Source organism: Paenibacillus sp. HW567 (assembly GCF_000374185.1).
Classification (GTDB): domain Bacteria; phylum Bacillota; class Bacilli; order Paenibacillales; family Paenibacillaceae; genus Paenibacillus_AQ.
Map to the genome: position 1 here is coordinate 819864 of NZ_KB910518.1, position 23296 is coordinate 843159.

The 23296-nt window shown below is 52.9% G+C and carries 19 protein-coding genes; 18 read left to right on the forward strand and 1 reads right to left on the reverse strand.

The window, feature by feature from the left end:
- Positions 1 to 72 precede the first annotated feature (72 nt).
- From secD to B212_RS0103915, 5 genes are all read left to right on the forward strand, one after another.
- Positions 73 to 1326, forward strand: a complete 1254-nt coding sequence (gene secD, locus B212_RS0103895; protein ID WP_019909075.1) for a protein translocase subunit SecD — start codon at positions 73 to 75, stop codon at positions 1324 to 1326.
- A complete protein-coding gene (gene secF, locus B212_RS0103900; RefSeq protein WP_019909076.1) occupies positions 1316 to 2218 on the forward strand; it encodes a protein translocase subunit SecF in 903 nt (300 codons plus the stop codon). Before secD ends, secF begins: the two co-directional genes overlap by 11 nt.
- A gap of 120 nt (positions 2219 to 2338) precedes the next feature.
- On the forward strand, positions 2339 to 3301 hold the full coding sequence (locus B212_RS0103905; protein ID WP_019909077.1) for a cation diffusion facilitator family transporter: 963 nt from the start codon (positions 2339 to 2341) through the stop codon (positions 3299 to 3301).
- Between the two features lie 29 nt (positions 3302 to 3330).
- A complete protein-coding gene (gene recJ, locus B212_RS0103910; protein ID WP_028530595.1) occupies positions 3331 to 5742 on the forward strand; it encodes a single-stranded-DNA-specific exonuclease RecJ in 2412 nt (803 codons plus the stop codon).
- A gap of 148 nt (positions 5743 to 5890) precedes the next feature.
- Positions 5891 to 6409, forward strand: coding sequence for an adenine phosphoribosyltransferase (locus tag B212_RS0103915; RefSeq protein WP_019909079.1), 519 nt, complete (start codon positions 5891 to 5893; stop codon positions 6407 to 6409).
- 96 nt (positions 6410 to 6505) lie between these two features.
- Here the strand turns inward: B212_RS0103915 and uraA are convergent, their stop codons facing one another.
- The gene (uraA, locus tag B212_RS0103920) at positions 6506 to 7810 is read right to left on the reverse strand and encodes a uracil permease (protein WP_028530596.1); all 1305 of its coding nucleotides are present in this window, start codon (positions 7808 to 7810) and stop codon (positions 6506 to 6508) included.
- Between the two features lie 303 nt (positions 7811 to 8113).
- Here uraA and B212_RS0103925 point away from each other — a divergent pair, with 303 nt between their 5' ends.
- The 13 genes from B212_RS0103925 to B212_RS0103985 all read left to right on the forward strand — a co-directional run bounded on the left by B212_RS0103925 (position 8114) and on the right by B212_RS0103985 (position 23140).
- Positions 8114 to 10291 carry a RelA/SpoT family protein gene (locus B212_RS0103925; protein WP_019909083.1) on the forward strand — a complete coding sequence of 726 codons (2178 nt, stop codon included), beginning with the start codon at positions 8114 to 8116 and terminating at the stop codon, positions 10289 to 10291.
- A gap of 149 nt (positions 10292 to 10440) precedes the next feature.
- On the forward strand, positions 10441 to 10884 hold the full coding sequence (gene dtd / locus B212_RS0103930; RefSeq protein WP_019909085.1) for a D-aminoacyl-tRNA deacylase: 444 nt from the start codon (positions 10441 to 10443) through the stop codon (positions 10882 to 10884).
- Between the two features lie 170 nt (positions 10885 to 11054).
- A complete protein-coding gene (locus B212_RS34290; RefSeq protein ID WP_019909086.1) occupies positions 11055 to 11210 on the forward strand; it encodes a hypothetical protein in 156 nt (51 codons plus the stop codon).
- A 46-nt stretch (positions 11211 to 11256) separates the two neighbouring features.
- Positions 11257 to 11673: a hypothetical protein gene (locus B212_RS0103940; RefSeq protein WP_019909087.1), complete on the forward strand. Its 417-nt coding sequence runs from the start codon at positions 11257 to 11259 to the stop codon at positions 11671 to 11673.
- Positions 11674 to 12435: 762 nt separating this feature from the next.
- Positions 12436 to 13689 carry a histidine--tRNA ligase gene (gene hisS, locus B212_RS0103945; protein ID WP_019909088.1) on the forward strand — a complete coding sequence of 418 codons (1254 nt, stop codon included), beginning with the start codon at positions 12436 to 12438 and terminating at the stop codon, positions 13687 to 13689.
- Between the two features lie 75 nt (positions 13690 to 13764).
- Entirely contained in the window at positions 13765 to 15543 is a 1779-nt protein-coding gene (aspS, locus tag B212_RS0103950; protein WP_019909089.1) for an aspartate--tRNA ligase, read from the forward strand.
- A gap of 235 nt (positions 15544 to 15778) precedes the next feature.
- Positions 15779 to 16534, forward strand: a complete 756-nt coding sequence (locus B212_RS0103955; RefSeq protein ID WP_019909090.1) for a tRNA threonylcarbamoyladenosine dehydratase — start codon at positions 15779 to 15781, stop codon at positions 16532 to 16534.
- Complete coding sequence (locus B212_RS0103960; protein ID WP_019909091.1) at positions 16531 to 16860, forward strand: hypothetical protein; 330 nt, start codon at positions 16531 to 16533, stop codon at positions 16858 to 16860. The genes B212_RS0103955 and B212_RS0103960 overlap by 4 nt, the downstream gene beginning before the upstream one ends.
- Before the next feature lie 30 nt (positions 16861 to 16890).
- Positions 16891 to 17175, forward strand: a complete 285-nt coding sequence (locus tag B212_RS30725) for a YdeI/OmpD-associated family protein (protein WP_019909092.1) — start codon at positions 16891 to 16893, stop codon at positions 17173 to 17175.
- A gap of 140 nt (positions 17176 to 17315) precedes the next feature.
- Entirely contained in the window at positions 17316 to 18617 is a 1302-nt protein-coding gene (locus tag B212_RS0103970) for an NCS2 family permease (protein WP_019909093.1), read from the forward strand.
- Positions 18618 to 18760: 143 nt separating this feature from the next.
- Positions 18761 to 20989, forward strand: a complete 2229-nt coding sequence (locus tag B212_RS0103975) for a HelD family protein (RefSeq protein ID WP_019909095.1) — start codon at positions 18761 to 18763, stop codon at positions 20987 to 20989.
- Positions 20990 to 21336: 347 nt separating this feature from the next.
- A complete protein-coding gene (locus B212_RS0103980) occupies positions 21337 to 21618 on the forward strand; it encodes a CD3324 family protein (protein WP_019909096.1) in 282 nt (93 codons plus the stop codon).
- A gap of 217 nt (positions 21619 to 21835) precedes the next feature.
- Positions 21836 to 23140: a replication-associated recombination protein A gene (locus B212_RS0103985; RefSeq protein WP_019909097.1), complete on the forward strand. Its 1305-nt coding sequence runs from the start codon at positions 21836 to 21838 to the stop codon at positions 23138 to 23140.
- The last annotated feature ends 156 nt before the right edge of the window (positions 23141 to 23296 follow it).

The following is a 23296-nucleotide window of genomic DNA, read 5'->3' on the forward strand; positions in this document are numbered from 1 at the left end:
CCTGAATTGACGGTCATTTCGCACGTAGCTATAATAGGAATATTGAGTAATGAAAGGGGAACTAGCAAGAGCATGAAGAGACTGTTGAGCTTTATCATTACCGTGCTCGTTTTAACAGGGGTCATGGTATTCACAACTCCCGGACTGCTGGACAAGGTCCGTCTGGGGCTTGACCTGAAAGGCGGCTTCGAAATTCTGTATCAAGCCACGCCTATGGAGGCAGGGGCGGAATTGTCCCGTGCTTCGCTGCAGAAGACGGCGGAAAGCCTGGAGAAACGGGCAAACGCACTCGGGACAAGCGAGCCTGAGGTCACTACAGAAGGAACGGACCGCATCCGTCTGAAGATTGCGGGCGTTACCGACGAAGCCGAAGTCCGCAAGAAGATGAAAGAACCCGCAGTTCTGACCTTCCGCAGTGCCGCTCCAGGCGATGCCGCAGGAACCTACAGCAAGATTGAGCTTGTGGGCAGTGATTTTGTGGAGGGTGCGGCAGAGGTTCAACGCGACAATCTGAACCGGCCGGAAATCAGCATCAAGATCAAGGATAAGGACAAATTTGCAGAAATTACCAAGCGTTTGCTTGGTAAAGAAATGGCTATCTATCTCGATGATCAGATGTTAGGCAATCCACCAGTCGTTCAAGCGGTATTGACTGACGGCAAAGCTTCAATCTCCGGTAATTATACTATAGATGGAGCCCGTGAATTGGCTGATACCATCAACCTTGGCGCCCTGCCGCTGAAGCTTACAGAGAAATATTCCCAAAGCGTAGGCGCAACGCTCGGTAAACAGTCTCTTGATCAGACGGTCAAAGCCGGACTTGTGGGTTCAATAATTATCTTGATCTTCATGATCGGTATGTACCGGTTGCCAGGTGCTCTGGCCAGCTTTGCCCTGATTCTGCATACATGGCTGCTGATCGCGGTGTTCGTCGTTGCCGACTTCACCTTGACTCTCCCAGGTATTGCCGCATTTATCCTTGGTATAGGGATGGCGGTCGATGCCAATATCATTACAAATGAACGGATAAGGGAAGAGATGCGCAACGGCAAGAGCATTCTATCCTCTGTCAAAGCAGGTAATAAAACTTCCTTCCGTACAGTTATGGATGCGAACGTAACCACTATTATTGTAGCGGCAGTAATGTTCGCCTTTGGTACGGGGGCGGTTAAAGGTTTTGCCCTGATTCTGATTGTGGAAATTGTGCTTAGTATTGTAACAAACCTTTATTTTGCCCATTGGCTGCTTACGGTGCTGGTCAAAGCCGGTGTTCTGAAGAAGCCGAAGCAATTTGGGGTAAAGGAGAGTGACATCCGTGCGCTTTAAGAAAGAGCTTGATTTTGTACACTTAAGTAAATATTTCTATATCTTCTCCATTGCGATTACTATTCTGGGTGTGGCCTTTCTTAGCTTCATGGGGCTGAATTACAGCGTCGACTTCAAGGCTGGTTCCAACGTAGACGTGTCATTGTCCAAGAACATTACGCTGGAGCAGCTAAAGCCTGTTCTTAATGAACTAGGCATCTCGCATGAGCCGGATATTACGGTGGGTGAGAATCGGGTCAACATCCGTTATGATGAAGTGCTTGATGAAAATCATGATGAGGCGTTGAAAGCAGCGATTACGAAGCTGGATGACAAAGCCTCCTTCGAGATCAACACTGTGGATACGGAAATGGCCAAAGAGCTGGCCCGCAACGCGATTTACTCCGTATTGCTGTCCTGCTTAGGGATCATCATCTATGTCAGTATCCGGTTTGAATGGCGGTTCGCTGTGGCTGCGATTGTGGCGCTTGTCCATGATGCTTTTATCGTGGTTGCCGTTTTCTCCATTTTCCGGCTGGAGGTCGATTTGACCTTCATTGTCGCGGTGCTCACAATTATCGGTTATTCCATCAATGATACGATTGTTATCTTTGACCGGATCCGCGAAAATCTGCGCTTCGGCAAGCAGAAGTCTTATGAGGATCTGAAGGCGCTGGTTAACAAAAGTGTGGCACAGACCCTTATGCGGTCCTTGTACACAGCCTTTACGGTATTCGTTGCCGCGTTCTTCCTGCTGGTACTTGGTGGTGCGTCAATTAAAATGTTCTCACTCGCTATGGTAATCGGTCTGCTCTTTGGAGCTTACTCCTCCATCTTTATCGCAAGTCCGCTCTGGCTGCTGCTTAAGAAACGCCAGAAGACAGCCGTAAAGAGCAAGCCGGCCAAAGCCTAAGCTTAGTTGTCCCGGGAAGCCGCGTCTATGACGACGCGGCTTTTCGGAATCTTTGGAGTGGAACGTCCGTCGGAACTCATCATCATGAGATGATTTGCTAGTGGTAAGGAGGGCCTTGTAATGAATGATAAGCAATCACCGCAAAGTGAGACGGTTACCTGGACAGGAGTCGCCAGTGATATCGCGCTGGCGTTGGCCAAAGGAAGCGTTGGTTATCTTTCAGGCAGTAAGGCATTAGTGGGTGACGCATTATATTCCGGATCAGATGCGGCTGCCAAGCTGGCAGAAATTCTTCCGCTTCCGTGGCGCACAGGGCAGAATCAGAAGCGCAGAGGGGTACTGCGAACTCCGCAGAGCAGTAAGGAACCGCTTTTGCCCATCCTTTTTTCTGTACTGATCCTTATGGGCGGACTGCAAATTGCTTTCTCGGCGATCCGTGATTTGACCAGGGGACATTTGTCGGCACCAGGGCAGGCAGCGCTTGTCACTGTTCTCGCATCCATTATTTTTAAAGAGGCGATCTTTCAGTACCAGTACCGTTATTTCAAAAAAAAGGGCGATGGCAGCCATGCCGCTTATGCGGATAGCCACCGCTTCAGTCTCTATACATCAATCACTGTATTTACCGGAACCTCCCTGGCGATAGCCGGAGGAACGTTCCATTGGCATCCGCTGCTGTATATGGACCCGATTGCCGCATTGCTAACCGGATGTTTTATAATCCGCAAGGGGTATTCGCTCGTCACAGCCTCTGTTAACGGTAAGAAGCTTCAGGAGCTCCCTTCCGAGGAGGCGGCCAGCTTTATTGAAACCGTACAGCGGGTGCATGGCGTTATCCGTGTAGAATATTTGCAGGCCCTGGAGCAGGGGCGTTACGTAAACCTTCAAGTTAAAATCAGTGTAAATCCGCGTATTACCGTTATGGAAGCCCAGGATATCTCGGAATGTGCCAGAAAGCTGCTGCAGCACCGTTTTGTGCATGTAGGCGAGGTTCATATGGATGTTGTGCCTTATGATCCGGGTTATCCGTACAAAAGCAACCAGGAGCTCGTGGACAACGATATTCCCACGCTGCTTCAGTAGTCCGCAAGGTGAGAGAAAGGTGAAATCTATTGCTTCATTCAAAAACAAGATGGCAATCTCCGGCAGCCGATCCCGATCTTGTCCGGGAGCTGGCCCGGAGCCTTTCTGTTTCTCCGCTCCTTTCGTCACTCTTGGTGACCCGGGGCATGGACACGGCTGACAAGGCGCTTATGTTCATGGATGGCGGAGATGAAGAGGAACATGATCCCTTTCTGCTGAAGGGAATGGCCGAAGCGGTTCCCCGGATTAGAAAGGCCCTGCAAGATGAAGAACATATTCTTGTATATGGCGATTATGATGCGGACGGAGTGTCCAGTACTGCGCTGATGATCTATCTGCTGCGGCACTTGGGGGCTTCTTTTGACATTTATATTCCGCACCGTTCGAATGAAGGCTACGGGCTGCACAATCATGCCCTGGACTGGGCGCAGCAGCAGGGAGTGTCGCTGGTTATTACTGTCGATACCGGAATCAGCGCCTATCATCAGATTGCTTATGCGAGTCAGCTCGGCATTGATGTGATCGTAACGGATCATCACGAGCCGCCGGAGCTGCTGCCGCAGGCTTATGCGCTGATTAATCCCAAGCTGCCGGATTGTCCTTATCCGTTCAAAGGCTTGGCTGGAGTTGGTGTGGCCTACAAGCTGGCTCAGGCGCTGCTGGATGGTGAGGTTCCTGAGGCTTGGAGCGAAATTGCGGCCATCGGTACGGTTGCGGATTTGATGCCGCTGCTGGGTGAGAACCGCAGCATTGTGCGCAAAGGGTTGTCCAGTATGCAGAGCTCGCCTTTTCCGGGCATCCGGGCTTTGCTTGGTGTCAGCGGAGTTACGATGAATACGGTAAGCGCTGTAAATATTGCCTTTGGACTGGCACCGCGTATCAATGCCAGCGGACGCCTGGATCACGCCGGACGTGCGGTCACGCTGCTGACTACAGAGCAGCCGGCTGAAGCGGAGGAGCTTGCCGGGGAATTGGACCTGCTGAACAAAGAGCGCCAACTGGTCGTTGAAAGAATCGTCGCGGAAGCTACAGTCAAGCTGGAGCAGCAAATGGAGCGCGGCAAGCTGCCGGATATCATTGTTCTTGCAGAGCAGGGCTGGAATGTCGGTGTGGTAGGAATTGTTGCTTCCAAGCTGCTGGAGCGCTATTACCGCCCGGTTATTATTCTGGATATTCACCCCGAAACAGGGATGTGCAAAGGCTCGGCGCGCTCCATTCCGGGGCTGGATATATATGAGGCGTTAACCTCCTGTGCAGAGTTGATGGATCATTACGGGGGTCACCCGGCGGCTGCCGGGATGAGTCTGCATCGGGATAAGCTTGCGGCCTTTGCAGCGGCCCTTAATGAATATGCGGCTGCTGTGCTGACACCGGAGCATTATATGCCGGTGACGGCTGCAGACGGTGAGGTGGCGATTGCCGACTTTTCGCTGCAGGCTGCGCTTGAGCTGGACAGGCTATCGCCTTTCGGTATGGCGAACCCGCTGCCAAAGTTCATTGTTCGGGGCGCTGCGGTAAAAGAAACCCGCAAAATGGGCCAGGACGGCAAGCATTTGAAGCTTGTTCTCCAGCAGGGCAGACATACCATTGAAGCTGTAGCCTTTGGTAAAGGACCGCTGGCTGATCTGCTGCCCGCTGGCACCCTGGTTGACCTTCTGGCAGAGCTGTCGGTTAACGAATGGAACGGCTCGCGCAAGCCGCAACTGATGCTGCAGGATCTGGCGGTGCCGAATCCGCAGGTGTTTGACCTGCGCGGCGCTGCTGATGCGGTGAAGCAAGCTGCATCTCTTCAAGAGCTGCTGCAGCCCTACAGTGGCGGCAGCCCGTTCAGGACAGCAGCGGTATTTCAGAACAGCCGCATGTCACCGCTGAGTGCGCTCCAAGGCATGTCTCTTTGGGTTTATGATGAAGAGACAGGAATTTCTGCAGTCCGCCATGAACCGGAGGATGCAGAGAGCGCCCAGGTTTCATTGCTGTGCCTGCTCGATATGCCGGAAACACCGGAGCAGCTTGATGCGCTGCTTGCTGTTTTCCCGAACGCGGACAATATCGCACTGCTGCATTCGATCCGCGATGGCCGTGACCGGCTGCAAACGCCGACGCGGGAGCATTTCAAATCATTGTATAAATTGCTGGCAGCGCTTGCCCCAGCGGGAGCTCCGGAGAACGAACTGCTGCTGCGGCTCAGCCGTCAGTCTGCAATGAGCACGCGGATGCTGGGCAAAATGCTGGATGTGTTCGAGGAGCTTGATTTTATCGAGCGCAGCCGTGGCAACATCAGTTTTGTTACCCAGCCTGCCGCCAAGAGCCTTACGGCTTCAGAGCATTTTGTCAGATTGGGCCAGACTGCCGAGATTGAGCAATATTTCATGGAAGCCAGCCGCAGCGAGCTGCAGGACTGGATGCTGTCCCGCCGCCCGGGAGCCTCCCAAGCCGGATGACTTGGCGGTAGATGCTTCCAAAGCGAGTTTGTTCGAAGATAAATCAGTGAGGTAACGCTCACAAACTAAGTGTATGCTTTCGAAGCGAGTTTTGTACGGAGATAGCGCTGAGAAGCATATGCTTACAAAACTTTCAGGAGATGATGTTATGGATTTTAAAGACAGTATTCGTGTGATTCCGGATTTCCCGCAGCCGGGAATCAGCTTCAAAGATATTACTACCCTGCTTAAAGACGGCGAAGCTTACCGCCGGGCGATAGATGAGCTGAAAGCGCTGGTGGCGCATCTGAAAATTGATGTGATTGCCGGACCTGAAGCCCGTGGCTTTGTAGTAGGCGCACCGCTTGCTTATGCGCTGGGTGTCGGCTTCGTGCCAATCCGCAAAAGCGGCAAGCTGCCATATGACACCATCGAGGTGGGATATGATCTGGAATACGGCAAGGATACACTTGCTGTTCACACGGATGCGGTTAAACCTGGACAGAATGTGCTTATTGCCGACGATTTGCTGGCAACGGGAGGCACAATCGCTACTTCAGTCAACCTCATAGAACAGCTTGGCGGCAAAGTGGTTGGAGCGGCCTTCCTGATCGAATTGACCCAGCTTGCCGGACGCAACAAGCTTACAGGCATTGAGATTCATTCGCTACTTTCATACGAAGACTGAGGGAAGTCAAAAGACTTTTCCCGGGAAATAAAAAGCGGACTGCTGTCGAATATAGACAGAGTCCGCTTTTTATATATTATGCTAATCAGCCGGAATCTAGTGTGCAGATTTCTCGCTCTCTTGCTCATTGGACAAGCCGAGGACCTCAATGAGCTTGAAGAGCAAGGACAGAACCATACCAACAATCGTCGCCAGTGCCATCCCTTTAAGCTCAACACCGCTAAATTTTAGTGAGATGCCGCTGATGCCGACCACAAGAACCAAAGTAGCCAGGATCATGTTGGTGGCCTTGGAGAAATCGACCCTCTGCTCAACGAAGATACGCAGACCGGATGCGGCGATTACACCAAACAGCAGCAGCGAGACGCCGCCCATAACCGGCTGGGGAATATTGGAGATAATGGAGGAGAATGTCCCGGAGAACGAGAGCAGAATCGCAATGACTGCAGCGCCGCCGACTACGTAGACCGAATATACCTTGGTGAGCGCCATAACGCCGATATTTTCACCGTAAGTTGTGTTAGGGGTGGAACCGAAAAATCCGGATAGAATCGTGGAGATCCCGTTGCCCATCAGCGAGCGGTCAAGTCCCGGATCTTTGGTCAGGTCTTTGCCGACTATGTTGCTGGTAACCAGCAAATGGCCGATGTGCTCTACAATAACTACAAGCGATACCGGTATAATGGTGAATATAACATTCCAGTCGAAAGATGGGGTAATAATAGTTGGGTGGGAGAAGAAAGAGCTGTTCGAGATTGCCTCTGTGTTCACCACTTGCATGATATAAGCCAGAACGTATCCGGTAACGATTCCGATAAGGATATGAATGATTTTGGGAAAGCCGCGGAAGAGAACTGCGCCAATAACAGTCACACCAAGTGTTACCATGGACAATGTAATAGCTTTTCCGTCAGGAGTCCAGTCGGTGGCTCCTTCAGGAGCAATCAGCCCGGCCATACGCGCGGCAACCGGCACCAGCTCCAGCCCGATAGTAGCGACAATGGCACCCATAACCGCCGGAGGGAACACAACATCAATCCAGCCGGTTCCGGCATAACGGACGATCAATGCGACCAGAATGAAAATAACGCCGGTCACGATAAAAGCGCCCAGTACAAGCGAATATCCATGCTGATGATCACCCTGATGCTGCTTCAGCACGCTGAGCACCGGTGAGATAAAGGCGAAGCTTGAACCGAGGTATGCCGGGATTTTGCCGCGGCAGATCAGGATATACAGCAGTGTGCCGATACCGTTCATTAGCAGAATCATGCCAGGGTCTACCCCGAACAGGTTAGGGACAAGCACCGTGCTGCCGAACATGGCGAATAAGTGCTGAAGACTCAGCAAAAAGCCGGGGCCCCAAGGGAGTCTTTCGTTAACTTGAATTTCGCGTTGCAATGGTGTTCACTTCTCTTTCATGTCTATTTTATGTGAGGTTCTAAAAAACCGCCTTTACTAGATTAAATAGAACGGAGTCTTTTTACAACAACATTTTTACAAGTGCCACGAAATTGTTCGTTCTTGGCACTTTACCTTACAGCAATGCCACGGTGTGGCAAGTGTTGACGTAATCCATCGCAAGCGTCATAATTATAGACAACTTTAAACGGATTGTAGTGTAGCTTAGATCATATGGAACCTGCAAATCCTGCAACCCTTGCGGGTTCATTTTATTATAGAAAGGAAACGGATACGACGAGAATGCGCATAGAGCAATTAACCGAAAAGGCCGGCGCCTATATAAAAGAAAAAGATCTTCTCCGCATCCGGGATGCTTATGAATTTGCCGATCAGGCTCATCACGGGCAGGTTCGGAAATCGGGGGAGCCATACATTCTGCATCCGCTGGCGGTTGCAGATATTGTCATCAACATGCAAATGGATGTCATCTCCATTATTGCGGCGCTGCTGCATGATGTTGTGGAAGATACGACCGTGTCCCTGGAGCAGATCCGCGAGAAATTTGGCGATACCTGCGCCATGCTGGTGGATGGTCTGACCAAGCTGGAACGGATTCGCTTCCGCTCGAAGGAAGAGCAGCAGAACGAGAATTACCGCAAAATGTTTATCGCCATGGCTCAGGATATCCGGGTCATTGTCATCAAGCTTGCGGACCGTCTGCACAATATGCGTACACTCAAATATCAGTCCGAAGAGAGCCAGCGCCGTATTTCTTATGAAACGCTGGAGATTTTTTGTCCCATCGCCGACCGTTTGGGGATTTCCGCGATCAAATGGGAGATGGAGGATATTGCCCTCCGCTATTTGAATCCGCAGCAGTATTACCGCATTGCCAATTTGGTGCACAAGAAACGGGCGGAACGCGAGCAGTTCATCGAGAGCGTTATCGGACGCATCCGTGCCAAGCTGGATGAGATGGGCATCGAGGGTGATCTCTCAGGGCGTCCAAAGCATATTTACAGTGTATACAACAAAATGAGCACCAGAAACAAGCAGTTCAACGAAATTTATGATCTGCTTGCTATCCGCATTATCGTAGACAATATCAAGGATTGTTATGCCACATTAGGCATTATTCATACTCTTTGGAAGCCGATGCCCGGCCGTTTCAAGGATTATATTGCTATGCCCAAAGCGAATATGTATCAATCGCTGCATACCACCGTGGTAGGCCCGGGCGGAGAGCCGACGGAGGTTCAAATCCGTACCTGGGAGATGCACCGTACTGCCGAGTTCGGGATTGCCGCCCACTGGGCTTACAAGGAAGGCAGCAGCAACATTAACCCTGAGAACCGGATGCCGTTTTTCCGCGAAATTCTGGAGCTGCAGCACGAGGCCAAGGATGCCGAGGAATTCGTCGAGTCGCTCAAAATGGACTTTTTTTCGGATCTTGTTTTTGTCTTCACGCCTAAAGGAGAGGTTGTGGAGCTTCCGGCCGGATCGGTGCCGCTTGATTTTGCTTTCCGTATCCATACGGAGGTAGGGAACCGGACGATTGGCTCCAAGGTGAACGGGCGGATTGTGCCGCTGGATCATAAGCTGAAGACCGGGGATATCGTGGAAATTCTGACCTCGAAGAACTCTTACGGTCCGAGCCGCGACTGGCTGAAGATTGCCCAATCCTCGCATGCGCGCAGCAAGATTAAGCAGTGGTTCAAGAAGGAGAAACGCGAGGAAAATGTTGAGAAGGGCCGCGAAGCGGTAGAGCGCGAGCTGAAACGTCTGAATATGGAGGTTTCCGATTTTCTCACTGAGGATAAGCTGAGCGATGTAGCCAAGAAGTTCGCCTTCGGCGACGTGGAGGATATGCTCTCCGCAGTTGGCTTCGGGGGGATCACCGCTTCGCAGATTGCCAACAAGCTGACCGAGAAGGTGCGCAGGGAGCAGGAAGAAGCCGCCGGACATCTTGAGCTGTCAACGGAAATGAAGGAGATCAAGTCCAGCGGGGAGAAGCGCAATCAGCCGACGAATGGGGTTCGTGTAAAAGGCATTGATAATCTGCTTGTCCGCTTTGCGCGATGTTGTAATCCGGTACCCGGCGACGATATTATCGGCTATGTGACCCGCGGACGCGGTGTTTCCGTTCATCGCGAGGACTGCCCGAATATTCCCACAGATGGCGATGGCGAGGAATCGGCGCGTGTGATCGAAGTGGAATGGGAAGGCAGCATGGAGGCTAACTACAGCGTGGATATTGAGATCACGGGCCATGACCGCAACGGCCTGCTCAACGAGGTGCTGCAGGCCGTGTCGGAGAGCAAGACGAATATCTCGGCAGTTACCGGACGCTCGGACAAGAACAAGATGGCGATGATTCACATGACTATTCTGATCCGCAACACCGATCATCTGCAGTCCGTGGTGGACCGGGTGAAGCGGGTCAAGGATGTATATACGGTTAACCGCATCATGCAATAGACATCCATGCCGCTCTTTCGCGGCAATTGAGACGATGAGATTTCATAGATGGCCCTCAATTTGGCTTCGTCAAATTCGAGGCTTCCATAACAATGTCCTTCGTTCGGACATCGTTATTTCAGGATAGGGCAAGGAGCTGAATAAGCAAAATGAGAGTAGTGGTGCAGCGCTGCAAGGAAGCCAGGGTGAGCGTAGAGGGTGAAGTGACCGGAGCGATCGGAGAAGGCTTGATGCTGCTGGTTGGCGTTACCCATGAGGATATAGAGAAGGATGCCAAGTATTTGGCGGACAAGGTCGCCGGACTGCGCATTTTCGAGGATGAAGCCGGTAAAATGAATTTCAGCGTTACAGATACAGGCGGTGCCGTATTGTCAGTATCACAGTTCACACTGTATGGAGACTGCCGCAAGGGCCGGCGGCCGAATTTCATGGCTGCTGCTGCGCCTGCCGAGGCAGAGCGGCTGTACGAATACTTCAATCAGGAGCTGAGAGCCGGAGGGCTTCAGGTGGCAACCGGCAGGTTTGGCGCTATGATGGATGTATCGCTGACCAACTGGGGTCCGGTGACGTTATTGCTGGATAGCCGGGGCTGAGCAAATACGTTGAATTGTAAAAGGGTTTCGTAGGGGTTCCGGGAGGAATCGGCGTACGATACCCTTTTTTTGTGCTGTATATGCTGCATCCGGGCCTCTCTGCGGATAGAGCCAACTTGTACTGGATAAACTAGGGGTGATTCATCATTCGCGTCATGTGGGGGCCAGTCATGAGACATTCACAAAAAGCTTGGGCATGGATGAGCATTCCGGCGTACAGTGTTGGCTGCTGTCACGAAGCCTCGGCGGCGGCCAAAGGGGCCGAAGACCGGCGTGAGCTTCATGTATTGAAGGGAAAAAGCCGCAGCCTGTTGCCGCGAAGCTGACCGTGCGGGCGGCGGCTTTATTATTGACCAACAGGAGGGAACGGACATGACTCAGAAAATTCAGGCGTATTTCGAGAACGAAGATGAAGCGGAAGGCGCGAAGACGGCGCTGATTCCATTTGGTGTGACGGACATTGAAGTATCCGCATTGACTGATCCTTTGGATAACGGTGATCATCGCAGGCGCAATATGTTGCTGCCGCTGGTCCCTTACAACACCTCAGCGATGGCCGGACAATCGTTTGGGGTTGCGGGAACAGCAGGTCTGCTTCCGGGCGCGGTGATTGTGCCGGGGTTCAACGTGGATGATGACCTCGGCAATAGCAGTGTAAGGGATGCGGCTGACCGGGGGCCGGACGATCTGCATTATGTAATGGCGCTTAAAGTGCCGGAAGAGAAGCAGAATGAGGTTGTTGAAATTCTGCGCGGTAAGCGGGCTATCGTGGAGATTTTTGAAGATTAGAAGGAATGTATAAGCTTCTGCTGACCTGCTCGGGTCGCCGGAAGCTTACTTTCTACCCGTAAGCTGAAAAATGTTGAATGAATTCTCTGGACAGAGAATAATGTTGTAGTGTAAAGTAATCTGTGGATCTGGGACTGGGGAATGTCCCAAGAAATAAAACGCTTTCTTTTCTGTAATACAACCGTAATATTACTTTCATGATTCCTTAATATTGCCTGAATATAATAGAAGCATGACCCCCTTTTTTATAATATATGTTGATGGACCTGCAGCAATTGGCTGCAGGTCATTTTTTTTGAACGTAATTATTTACAAGTTTCGCTCCACCAATTTCATTTCAATTCTTGACTTTAGCGCAGTGGTTCAGTAGAATCTAACAATATACGGTATGTTATATTGTTTTGATGACGGGACCAAGTACTCCATAACCCACAACCCCAGAGAGGAATCCCCGCTGAATCGGCCTTGTCCATAGGAGGACGAAGTTGCCGTTTCCGCCCTGGCTGCAAGGATTCTGTTGATGAATGGACGAATGACTTCCCCGAGAACGCACGGCGAAAGCAGGCAATTTCAGAATTGCCGCAGGTTAGTAGCCGATGTGCGTAGGCGGGCGTTAACCGCTTAGAGCGGATTTAGGGCAGGTTGCTTGAATCCGGAATGTGGGTGGTACCACGGGTGAATTATTGGTTATGATAATCCCTCGTCCCTGTTTGTAATGAACAGGAGCGAGGGATTTTTTGTTATTTTCAGGAGGGATAGGCTGTGGCTAAAGAAAGATTCGAGAAGCCTGTAGGCACACAGGATGTGCTTCCGGGTGCAGTGGAGAAATGGCAATACGTTGAGAGCAAGGCTAGAGAGCTGTGCCGCCGCTTCAACTACCGGGAGATTCGCACCCCCTTGTTCGAGCATACCGGGCTGTTTGAACGCGGTGTAGGAGAAACAACGGACATTGTGGAAGGTGAAATGTATACCTTCAAGGATAAGGGAAACCGCGATCTGGCGCTGCGTCCGGAAGGGACAGCCGGTGTCGTGCGCGCCTACGTGCAGAACAAGCTGTATGGCGAACCGGATGTCAGCAAGCTGTATTATATCGGGCCGATGTTCCGCTATGAACGCCCGCAGGCAGGAAGATACCGCCAGTTCAATCAGTTCGGGATTGAAGCTTTTGGAGCGGTAGACCCGGCAATTGATGCCGAAGTGGTCTCGATGGGGTATCAGTTCTACAAGGATTTGGGTTTGAAGGATGTTAAGGTGGAGCTGAATTCTGTCGGCAATGCGCCAAGCCGTGCGGCTTACCGCGAGAAGCTGCTGAATTTCCTGCGGCCGATGAGAGATACCCTCTGCAGCGACTGCCAGCGCCGGATGGAGCGCAATCCGCTGCGCGTGCTCGACTGCAAGGTGGATCAGGATAAATTTGGCGGTGCGCCGTCCATTCTCGACAGTCTGGATGAGGAATGTACCGCACATTTTGAAAAGGTCAAAGCGCATCTGGACGTAATGGGTGTGGAATACAGCATTAACCCCCGTCTGGTACGCGGTCTTGATTATTACACGCACACAGCGTTTGAATATAAAGCGGCAGGCATTGGCTCTATTGATACAGTTGGCGGCGGCGGCCGTTACAACGGTCTGGTGGAAGAAATCGGCGGGCCGGATCAGCCGGGCATCGGGTTCGGGATCGGGCTGGAGCGGCTGCTGCTGATTCTGGAGAATCAGGGTGTGGAGCTGGAGACGGCGAAGCCGCTTGATGTGTATTTTGTCGCTCTTGGCGAAGCGGCAGATCTGGAAATTACGAAGCAGCTATTCGCTCTGCGCAGCCTGGGGTACTCTGTGGAACGTGATTACCTTGGACGCAAAATGAAGGCGCAGATGAAATCGGCAGACCGGCTGAATGCGCGGTATACCGCGATTCTTGGTGAAGACGAGCTGAACAGCGGCGTCATTGCCCTGAAATCTATGGCCACAGGCGAACAACGGACGGTCAAGCTCGAAGAGCTGGCATCCGCGCTGGATTGAAATTAGTAACTGATGTAGTAGCAGGCAGGGTTAGCGGTAACACAAGTATTTTAACCATGAAGGGGTAGATGAATAATGACTAGAAGCCATCACTGTGGACAACTGACGACCGGGCATATCGGCGAGACTGTAACTCTTAACGGCTGGGTGCAGACCCGCCGCGACCTTGGGGGCGTACTGTTTATTGACCTGCGTGACCGCAGCGGAATTGTGCAAATCGTGTTCAATCCGGACTATTCCGGCGAAGCGCTGCAGATTGCCGACAAGGTGCGCAGTGAATATGTGCTTGCTGTTACGGGTAACGTTGTAAAAAGAGATGATGAAACGATCAACCCCAATCTGCCAACCGGTGAAATCGAAGTGCAGATTACAAATATCGAAGTGCTGAATGCCGCTAAAACGCCGCCGTTCTTCATCGAAGATGGCGTGGAAGTGGACGAGTCCCTGCGCATGAAATACCGTTACCTGGATCTGCGCCGTCCGGAAATGTACAAGACGATGCTGCTCCGTTCCAAAGCGGCGAAGATTTTCCGCGACTTCCTGGACAGCGAAGGCTTCATTGATATTGAAACTCCGATTCTGACCAAAAGCTCGCCGGAAGGCGCACGTGATTATCTGGTGCCAAGCCGCGTGCATGAAGGTGAATTCTTCGGGCTTCCGCAGTCGCCGCAAATTTACAAGCAGCTCCTGATGGTCGGCGGCATCGAGCGCTACTACCAGATGGCCCGCTGCTTCCGCGATGAGGACCTGCGCGCTGACCGTCAGCCGGAATTCACCCAGTTCGATATCGAGACCTCGTTCATGCCTCAGGACGACCTGCTGACCATGATGGAGACCCTCATGCAGCGTCTGCTGAAGGAAACGATTGGCGTCGATGTCGCTGTTCCGTTCCAGCGCCTGACTTACGCCGAAGCCATGGGCAAATACGGCTCGGATAAGCCGGACCTGCGTTTTGGTCTGGAGCTTGTAGAAATGAATGATATCGTAGCCTCCAGCGGTGTGAAGGTCTTCGCCTCTGTCATTGAAAAAGGCGGAGAGGTCAAATGCCTCAACGCCAAAGGCTGCGGCACCTGGACCCGCAAGGAGATTGACGATTTGGGACCTTATGCTGCGCGTTACGGCGCGAAGGGTCTGGCTTGGATTCAAGTGAAGGACGGCGAGTTCAAGGGGCCAATCGTTAAATTCTTCACCGAAGAAGAGATTGCAGCCGTGAAGGAACGCACAGGCGCCGAAGAAGGCGACCTCTTGCTCTTCTCCGCTGATACTAAAAAGGTAGTGGCTGATGTGCTTGGGGCGCTGCGCCTGAAGATTGGCCGCCAGCTTGGGCTGATCGACGACAGTGTGTTCAAATTCGCCTGGGTAACCGAATTCCCGCTGCTCAGCTATGATGAAGACCAGAAGCGTTATGTGGCGGAACATCACCCGTTCACCCGCCCAATGGACGAGGACCTGCACCTGTTCGAGACCAATCCTGGAGCCATCCGTGCGCAAGCCTACGATATCGTGCTTAACGGCTATGAGGTCGGCGGCGGTTCCCAGCGTATCTACAAACGCGATGTGCAGGAGAAAATGTTCGATGCGCTTGGCTTCACAACTGAGGTAGCTTACGAGAAATTCGGCTATCTGCTGGATGCCTTCGAATACGGCACTCCACCGCATGGCGGGATTGCCTTTGGCTTCGACCGCCTGGTAATGCTGCTTGCCGGCCGCACGAACCTGCGGGAAACCATTGCCTTCCCGAAAACGGCAAGTGCAACCGACCTGCTGATGGATGCTCCGGCGCCGGTGGATGCGGTGCAGTTGGAACAACTGCACATCAAGCTGGCTCCAAAACCGGAAAAGGTAAAGCAATAAATCATATTTGGCTCACAAAACTAAAGCATATGCTTCCGAAGCAAGTTTTGTACGAAGTTCATTCAGGAAGTTAATGCTCACAAAACTAAAGCGTATGCTTCCGGAGCAAGTTTTGTACGAAGTTCATTCAGGAAGTTAATGCTAACAAAACTAAAGCATATGCTTCCGAAGTAAGTTTTGTACGAAGTTCATTCAGGAAGTTAATGCTAACAAAACTTTTAGGAGGCTGTATATCATGCTGCATCAGTTCTCGCGAACAGAGCTGGCGATTGGACCGGAAGGTCTGGAGATTATGAAGAACAGCACAGTAGCCGTGCTCGGGATCGGCGGGGTGGGCGCGATGGCAGTTGAAGCCCTTGCCCGCACCGGGATTGGCCGCATTATCCTCATCGACAAGGATTCAGTGGACATTACCAACATCAACCGCCAGCTTCATGCGCTTACAACAACCATCGGCCAGAACAAAACGGATCTGATGGTCGAACGCATCAAGCTGATCAACCCGGAATGCGAAGCGATTGCGCTGAATATGTTCTATACCGAAGAAACCTATGAGGAGCTTTTCAAATACAAGCCGGATTTCGTAATTGATGCTTCGGATACAATTATCTACAAAATTCATCTGATGAAAGAATGTCTGTCCCGGGGAATCCCAATGATTTCAAGCATGGGCGCAGCGAACAAAATGGACCCGACCCGCTTCCAGGTGGCCGACATTTCCAAGACCAGCATGGACCCGATTGCCCGCGTGATCCGCCAGAAGCTGCGCAAGGAAGGCATCAAGAAGGGCATAAAGGTTGTCTTCTCAACCGAACAGCCGGTGAGGCCGCGCGAGGATGTTACGGAACAGATCGTTCCTGCCAATGCGCCGGATCGGCGCAAAGCGAAGCAGCCGCCGTCCAGCAACTCTTTCGTACCGCCGGTAGTCGGCCTCATTATGGTCAGCGTCACCGTGCGTGACCTGCTTGCGGCTGGCGGAATCACTGTATGAATGAAGTGCTGATCAAGAAGCTGCGCGTGCCGCAGGGCGGGAGTATGCTCGTGCTGCAGCCGCCGGAAGGATTTTTACAGGAGTTGGGTCTTGAAGCTGTGGCTACAGTGTATGATACCGGCCTCAAGGGGACGTATGATTACGTGCAGTTGTTCGCAGCCACTGTGAAAGAGCTGGAGCAATATGGGCCTGTTGCCCTTGGCGCTATCCGGCCGGATGGCCTGCTGTGGTTGTGTTATCCGAAGGGAAGCTCCGGACTCAAGACCGATCTCAGCCGGGATAAGGGCTGGGATAGCGTGAAGGCTGCGGGCTTTGAAGGAGTATAACTGGTATCGGTTGACGAGACATGGTCGGCGATGCGGTTCCGTCCGCTTGGAGCCACGGCGCGCCGCAGCGGCGCGTCGGCCCCTTCGGCTGTTAAGAAGCCTGCGGCAGCGGTGCTCCCTGTTCCAGAGGATCTGCTGGAGGCGCTGAAGAAGAATGAGGGGGCGGAGAGCTTTTTTGCCGCTCTCGCCCCTTCACACCGTAAAGAATATATCACCTGGATTACAGGAGCCAAGCGGGAAGAAACACGCGCTTCGCGTATTGTTCAGACTGTAGAGAAACTCTTGCTTGGCCGGAAGAATCCTTCCGATAAATAAATAACATCGGTTAAGAACACAAGGGCACAAGGGCGTGCAGCTTTATCCGGCTGCTACGCCCTTTTATTGCGGCTGCGGAAAGACGGGAATTTTATCGGAGTATGCCGCCGGCGGAACTCAAAATTAGTGGGGGTTGTAACATGAAATCGAAGTTTTGGCGAAATAGCGTAGGCCTGGAGCCGGGTGACAACTGGAAACAGGAGTGGGCGGCAGGCATCCTGTCCTATTTTGCTTCAGTATATATTGTAATGGTTAACGCAGCGATTCTGCATGATGCGGGGATGCCGCTGCGGGCGGGGATGGTGGCTACGCTGCTGACGGCGGTCACCGGCTGCCTGCTCATGGCTTTTGGCGGCAAAACGCCGATTATCGTCGTGCCGGGCATGGGCATTAACGCATTTTTTACCTATACGCTTGTGCATTCCATGAAGCTGGATTGGCGCGAGGCGCTTGCGGTGGTAGTTGTGACGGGAGTGCTGTTCGCCATTGTCGCGTTTACTTCCCTGTACCGGATCTTAAGCGAGGCGATTCCCCATAATATGCAGCATGCGATTACTGTCGGAATCGGGCTGTTTTTGACGTTTATCGGTCTGCAAAAAAGCGGGATTGTGATCGCTCACCGGACGACCTTTGTGGCGATTGGGCATTTCAGTGATCCGGCGGTCATTACCTCCTGTGTGACCCTGATTCTGGCGCTTGTGCTATTCATCCGGGGGACGCGCGGCGGGCTGCTGATCAGCATGCTGGCGGGGACAGGACTCGCCTATGTGCTGGGAGCAGCCAAGGTGCCGGAGAATACGGGTTCCGGGCATGTGTTCACAGGCTACGGTGATGTGTTCGCCGGGATGGACTGGAGCAGAATCGTCAGCCTGGTCTTCTGGATTGCCGTATTCCTGCTGCTGCTGATTGTCGTGTTTGAAAATATCGGCCTGATCTCCTCCCAGACGCTGATGGCAGGCCGTCCCGAACGCTTCAAAAGCAGCCTGCGGGCGCTCTCCATTGCCAATATCGCCGCCGGTCTGTTCGGCAGCAGTCCTGTGGTTGCGGCTGCGGAGTCTACGGCAGGGATCGCCGCAGGGGGGCGCTCCGGGCTAACTTCTCTGGTCACCGGCCTCCTGTTCGGGGCCACGTTCCTGTTCATTCCGCTGCTGGCCTATGTGCCGGACAGCGCCATCGCGCCGATTCTGATTGTGATCGGCGGCCTGATGGTGCAGAATGTGCGCGAGATGGATCTGAGCGACATGACCGAGCTGTTCCCCGCCTTTCTGATCATGGTGATGATTCCGTTCACCTACAGTATTGTGGACGGTATGGCCTTTGGCTTCATCACCTATCCGATTGTTAAGCTGGCTATGGGCAAAGGCAAGGATGTTCCGCCTGCGCTGTACGGAATTGCCGGCCTGTTCGTAGCTAACTTTGCGCTGCATGCTTTTATGGGGTGAAGCTTTATGTCGAAATATGTAGCTTGAAAGATGTGGTATTTATTGATCTATTGTGATACAATGAATACCCTTTTTGTGTGAGTGAAGCCAGTCTTACACGAGGCAAATTAGTGGCATACAAAACTTTTAGGAGGTAACTGAAATTGGAGGACAACTTTCAAAGTGCCTATCAAGAGGAAGAAGACAGGCTGAACAGCACGCTTACAGAGATTGACACGGTGCTTGAGAGACTGCGCGGCATTCCGGTGTACACAGGGCACGATTATACGGAGCAGGCGCTGGAGGCCTCAAGGGAGCAGCGGCGCAAGGATCTTGCCAAGCTGCGGCAGGAGCCGTATTTTGGACGGCTTGATTTTCAGGGCACAGATGAGGATGACCGCAAAGCGCTCTACATCGGAAAAATCGGTGTAGACCGGGAACAGGTAAGCGACCGTCCGCTGGTGATTGACTGGCGCGCTCCGGTAGCGAGCCTGTTCTATTCGTTTACCGGCGGTACGGAGCCGGCTTCCTATGAAGCCCCTGAGGGGCTGATCGAAGGGCTGGTGTACCTTAAGCGCAACGTGGTGATCCGCAAGCAGATTCTGGAGAGGGTAGCAGATACGTATAACCGGGACAGCGACGGACCGGCCGTATCGGATGAATTCCTCGTCTACCGGCTGGGCGAGAACAAGGATAACCGGCTGCGTGACATCGTCTCGACGATTCAAGAGGAGCAGGACAAGATTATCCGGGCGGCGAAGAACACCGCGCTGATTATCCAGGGCGTGGCGGGCAGCGGGAAAACTACGGTAGCGCTGCACCGGCTGGCATTCCTGCTCTACCAATACAAGGATCAGGTCTCTGCGGAGAAAATGATTATTTTCGCGCCGAACCGGATGTTCCTGGATTATATTTCGGATGTGCTCCCCGAGCTTGGGGTCGGCAACATTGCGCAGAGCACCTTCCCTGACTGGGCGGCGGATGTGCTGGGAGTTGAGCTGCCAGAGCAGAATGCTGCTGAATCCATGAACCTCTGGTTCGAAAGAGAAGGCGGCATGCCGGAGATTACAGAAGAGACACCGGGCCGGTTCAAGGGATCGACTGCCCTTATGGGGATCATCGAGTCCGCTATCCGGCTGCTGGAGAACGGGGCGGTCCCGGAAGGGGATTTCAGCCCTTGGGAGGGTGCGGTGCTGCGCCGGTCCATGATTCTGCGCTGGCATAACGAGGAATATGCTCCGTATCCTCCAGCGAAGCGCAAGGAACGGGTTATGGCGCGGATTCACCGCTGGATTGAGATGGAGCTCAAGAAGAGCCCCACGGCAGCAGCGCTGAAGGACCGCAAGAAGAAAAGCGCAGCACGCGAAAAAGCCTACAGCGCCAAATGGCCGAAGTATGAGCCACTGAACATTTACAAGCAGCTTTTCCGTGCGGTGAAGGTTCCCGAGGATTGGCCCGCTGAGGCCCCGGAGCTTATTCCGCAGGGAGTGCTGAAGATGACCGTTAAGGACCTCAAAAAAGGCATCCTGCATGAAGAGGATCTGCCGCCGCTGCTCTATATCCATTATCTGCTGAACGGCAATGAGGGGGGAAGCCGCTTCGACCATATCGTGATTGATGAAGCCCAGGACTTCTCGCCATTTCAGATTGCGGTGCTGGATTTGTATGTCAAAGGACACTCCTTCACCATTCTGGGCGATCTGTCGCAGGGGATTCATGCTTATAAGGGCGTTCATGCCTGGGAAGAGATGCAAAGGTTGTTTGCTCCCGAAAATACGGCTTATCACGCGTTGACCCGCAGCTATCGTTCAACGATGGAGATTATCGAATTTGCCAACGGCATTCTTGCCGCCGGTGTCGGCAGCAGCCTGCTTGCCGTGCCGGTCTTCCGCAGCGGAAATCCCGTGCGGCTGATTTCTTATAGCGAAGGCTTGCCAGAAGCAGGCGCACGGGGCGGGGAAGGCCGAGTTCATGCTGTAAGAACGGCCCTGAAGGCACTCTCCGGCCGGGAATACCGTACGGTAGCCGTCTTGACCCGCAGCATGCGGGAAGCTGCTGAGCTGTACGGCGAGCTTGCCGGCCAGTTTGAGGATATACACCTGATCGACGGCAGCATGACGGAATACAGGGGCGGGCTGTCCGTCCTGCCGGTATATCTGTCCAAGGGCCTGGAGTTCGATGCAGTCATCCTGGCTGATGCCGATTCGGACCATTACGGAGCTGCGGCCTGGGATGCGAAGCTGATGTATGTAGGCTGTACCCGCGCACTGCATGAGCTGTGGCTGCTGTACGGCAGCGCCCTCCCGTCCTATGTGCAGGACGGGGATGGAACTGCTTCCGGCTGGCCGGATCTATCTAAGCTGAATAGTATCCTTCCTGCTGGTCAAGAATAATTATATCTATTCTTGAACTTGTAACCTGCCCGCAGCTATGGCTTAATAATAAGTGTCCGGCCGGGCAAGATTACTTCTGGAAGGAGGCTGATTGAAATGATTTCAGTATACGAGGTGGTTTCCGCTTAGTGCGGAAATCAATTTGCGAGGAGGCCGAAAGGCCTCCTTATCATTTATAGACAGATGCGGAATGACATTGAATGTAGACGCTAACCACAGGGTTTTATATAATGAACTTACGGTTTTACCAAATTTGAGGAGAAGAAAGGAGGCAGGTGACGTGAAGGTATTTAACTATGCAATGGGCGGATTAGACGGAACACACCTGTTGAAGGAGGAAACACAGCGTGAGCTATGTCAATGGAAAGGATGTGCTCCCCCCGGGCCTTCTCGAAGAGCTTCAGGGATACATCCAGGGTGAATTGCTTTATATCCCCAAGAAAACGGAACAACGGGTAAAATGGGGCGAGAACAGCGGCTCCCGGCAAGAAATTGCCAACCGCAATGAGGAGATTTTCTGCAGTCACCGCAGCGGCTGCTCGGTGAACGAGCTGCAGGAGAGATATCACTTATCCGAGGAAAGCATCCGCAAGATCATTTCAAAAATGCGGCTGGCGCTGACCCGCTAGCCTTAACTTTGAACAAAGAGCATGGCACCCGCCACAAGGGCGAGGTCATGCTCTTTTTATTGAAATTGCAGAGGAGAACGGCGGGGCGTTTCTTCTTGATTGCAGACGCAGTGTGGTATGATAGAGAACAGGAATGTTTCTCTTATAATATAAGGCTTGATATGTTGTACTTCATCAATCATCCTATCCTACAAGATTACAGCAAGGAAGTGGAGTCATGGATTTATTCTCACTCAGCGAGGAACCCGCAGGCGGACGGCTGCTGGCAGACCGGATGCGGCCGGAGAATCTCGATGAATATATTGGGCAGGAGCATATTGTGGGTCCGGGCAAGCTGCTGCGCCGCGCGATTGAAGCGGATCAGGTCTCATCCATTCTGCTCTATGGCCCCCCCGGCTGCGGCAAAACCACCCTGGCTCACATCATTTCCCATCATACCCAAGGTGAATTTGTCCGGCTGAATGCGGTGGAGGCTTCGGTTAAGGATGTGCGCGAGGTGATTGAGCGCGCCCAGAACAATAAATCGCTGTATGGCACGAAGACGATACTGTTTCTGGACGAGGTGCACCGCTTCAACAGCTCCCGCCAGGATGCGCTGCTGCCGGCTGTGGAGAAGGGGACGATTATTTTTATCGGGGCCACGACCGAGAATCCGTTCCATTATGTGAACGGGGCACTTATGAGCCGTTCTACGCTGTTCCAGCTAGAATCGCTGAGCAGTGCGCACAGCATGATAGCGATGAAGAGAGCACTGGCTGATGAGAAGCGGGGGCTTGGCTTCATGCAACTGCAGGCGGATGAAGAGGCGCTGCAGCATATTGCAGGCATGGCCAATGGCGACATCCGGCGGGCGCTGAACGCCCTGGAGCTGGCGGCAATGACGACAGCACCGGAGGCGGATGGCAGCGTGCACATTACGCTTGCAGTGGCGGAGGAGTCGATCCGCCGCCCGATTGTCAAAGCCGATGAATCGACGCAATATGACGTCTTGTCGGCTTTTCACAAAAGCATCCGCGGCTCCAGCGACGCCGCCCTGTTCTGGTTTCTCTATGCCGTGGAGAAGCTGGGTATGGACCCGATGACCTTCATCCGCCGCCTGATTGCCGCGAGCAGCGAGGACATCGGCCTGGCTAATCCGCAGGCGATGGTACAGGCGGTCAGCGCCTTGGAGGCCTACCGCAACAACGGCTGGCCGGAGGCCAGGCTGAACATTACCCAGGCCATCCTGTTCGCGGTTGAGAGTCCGAAGTCGAATGGCGTCGTTATGGCGATTGCGAACGTGATGGACTGTATCGAGGAGCTGAAATCGGCTGAAGTGCCGCTGCATCTGCGGGATACGCACTATAAAGGTGCAGCAGCGCTCGGGCACGAGGGCTATCAGTACCCGCATGATTTTCCAGGCCATTATGTGAAGCAGGATTATTTGCCGAAGACGGTTGCCCGGAAGGTATTCTATGAGGCTACCGAACAGGGCAACGAAGCAAAAATCCGCCATAATCAGGGCTTGCGGCGCGGACAGTAACCGAGCCGCCGGATAAGGATTGGACAATGAAGAACCGCTCATTTGCTGCTTGAGGCGCTGTTGCCTCTGGCGGAGGAGCGGTTCTTTTTTTGACAGCCATTTAGCGAAAACAAAGAAATTTACAAATAAGTCCAGATTTCATCTTTTTTTCTATGT

What these genes read in the sequence shown, in the direction of transcription:
- secD (WP_019909075.1), top strand. Translation starts at nt 73, where the DNA reads ATGAAGAGACTGTTGAGCTTTATCATTACCGTGCTCGTTTTAACAGGG.
- B212_RS0103905 (WP_019909077.1), top strand. Translation starts at nt 2,339, where the DNA reads ATGAATGATAAGCAATCACCGCAAAGTGAGACGGTTACCTGGACAGGA.
- B212_RS0103915 (WP_019909079.1), top strand. Translation starts at nt 5,891, where the DNA reads ATGGATTTTAAAGACAGTATTCGTGTGATTCCGGATTTCCCGCAGCCG.
- B212_RS0103925 (WP_019909083.1), top strand. Translation starts at nt 8,114, where the DNA reads ATGCGCATAGAGCAATTAACCGAAAAGGCCGGCGCCTATATAAAAGAA.
- dtd (WP_019909085.1), top strand. Translation starts at nt 10,441, where the DNA reads ATGAGAGTAGTGGTGCAGCGCTGCAAGGAAGCCAGGGTGAGCGTAGAG.
- B212_RS34290 (WP_019909086.1), top strand. Translation starts at nt 11,055, where the DNA reads ATGAGACATTCACAAAAAGCTTGGGCATGGATGAGCATTCCGGCGTAC.
- B212_RS0103940 (WP_019909087.1), top strand. Translation starts at nt 11,257, where the DNA reads ATGACTCAGAAAATTCAGGCGTATTTCGAGAACGAAGATGAAGCGGAA.
- aspS (WP_019909089.1), top strand. Translation starts at nt 13,765, where the DNA reads ATGACTAGAAGCCATCACTGTGGACAACTGACGACCGGGCATATCGGC.
- B212_RS0103955 (WP_019909090.1), top strand. Translation starts at nt 15,779, where the DNA reads ATGCTGCATCAGTTCTCGCGAACAGAGCTGGCGATTGGACCGGAAGGT.
- B212_RS0103960 (WP_019909091.1), top strand. Translation starts at nt 16,531, where the DNA reads ATGAATGAAGTGCTGATCAAGAAGCTGCGCGTGCCGCAGGGCGGGAGT.
- B212_RS30725 (WP_019909092.1), top strand. Translation starts at nt 16,891, where the DNA reads ATGCGGTTCCGTCCGCTTGGAGCCACGGCGCGCCGCAGCGGCGCGTCG.
- B212_RS0103970 (WP_019909093.1), top strand. Translation starts at nt 17,316, where the DNA reads ATGAAATCGAAGTTTTGGCGAAATAGCGTAGGCCTGGAGCCGGGTGAC.
- B212_RS0103985 (WP_019909097.1), top strand. Translation starts at nt 21,836, where the DNA reads ATGGATTTATTCTCACTCAGCGAGGAACCCGCAGGCGGACGGCTGCTG.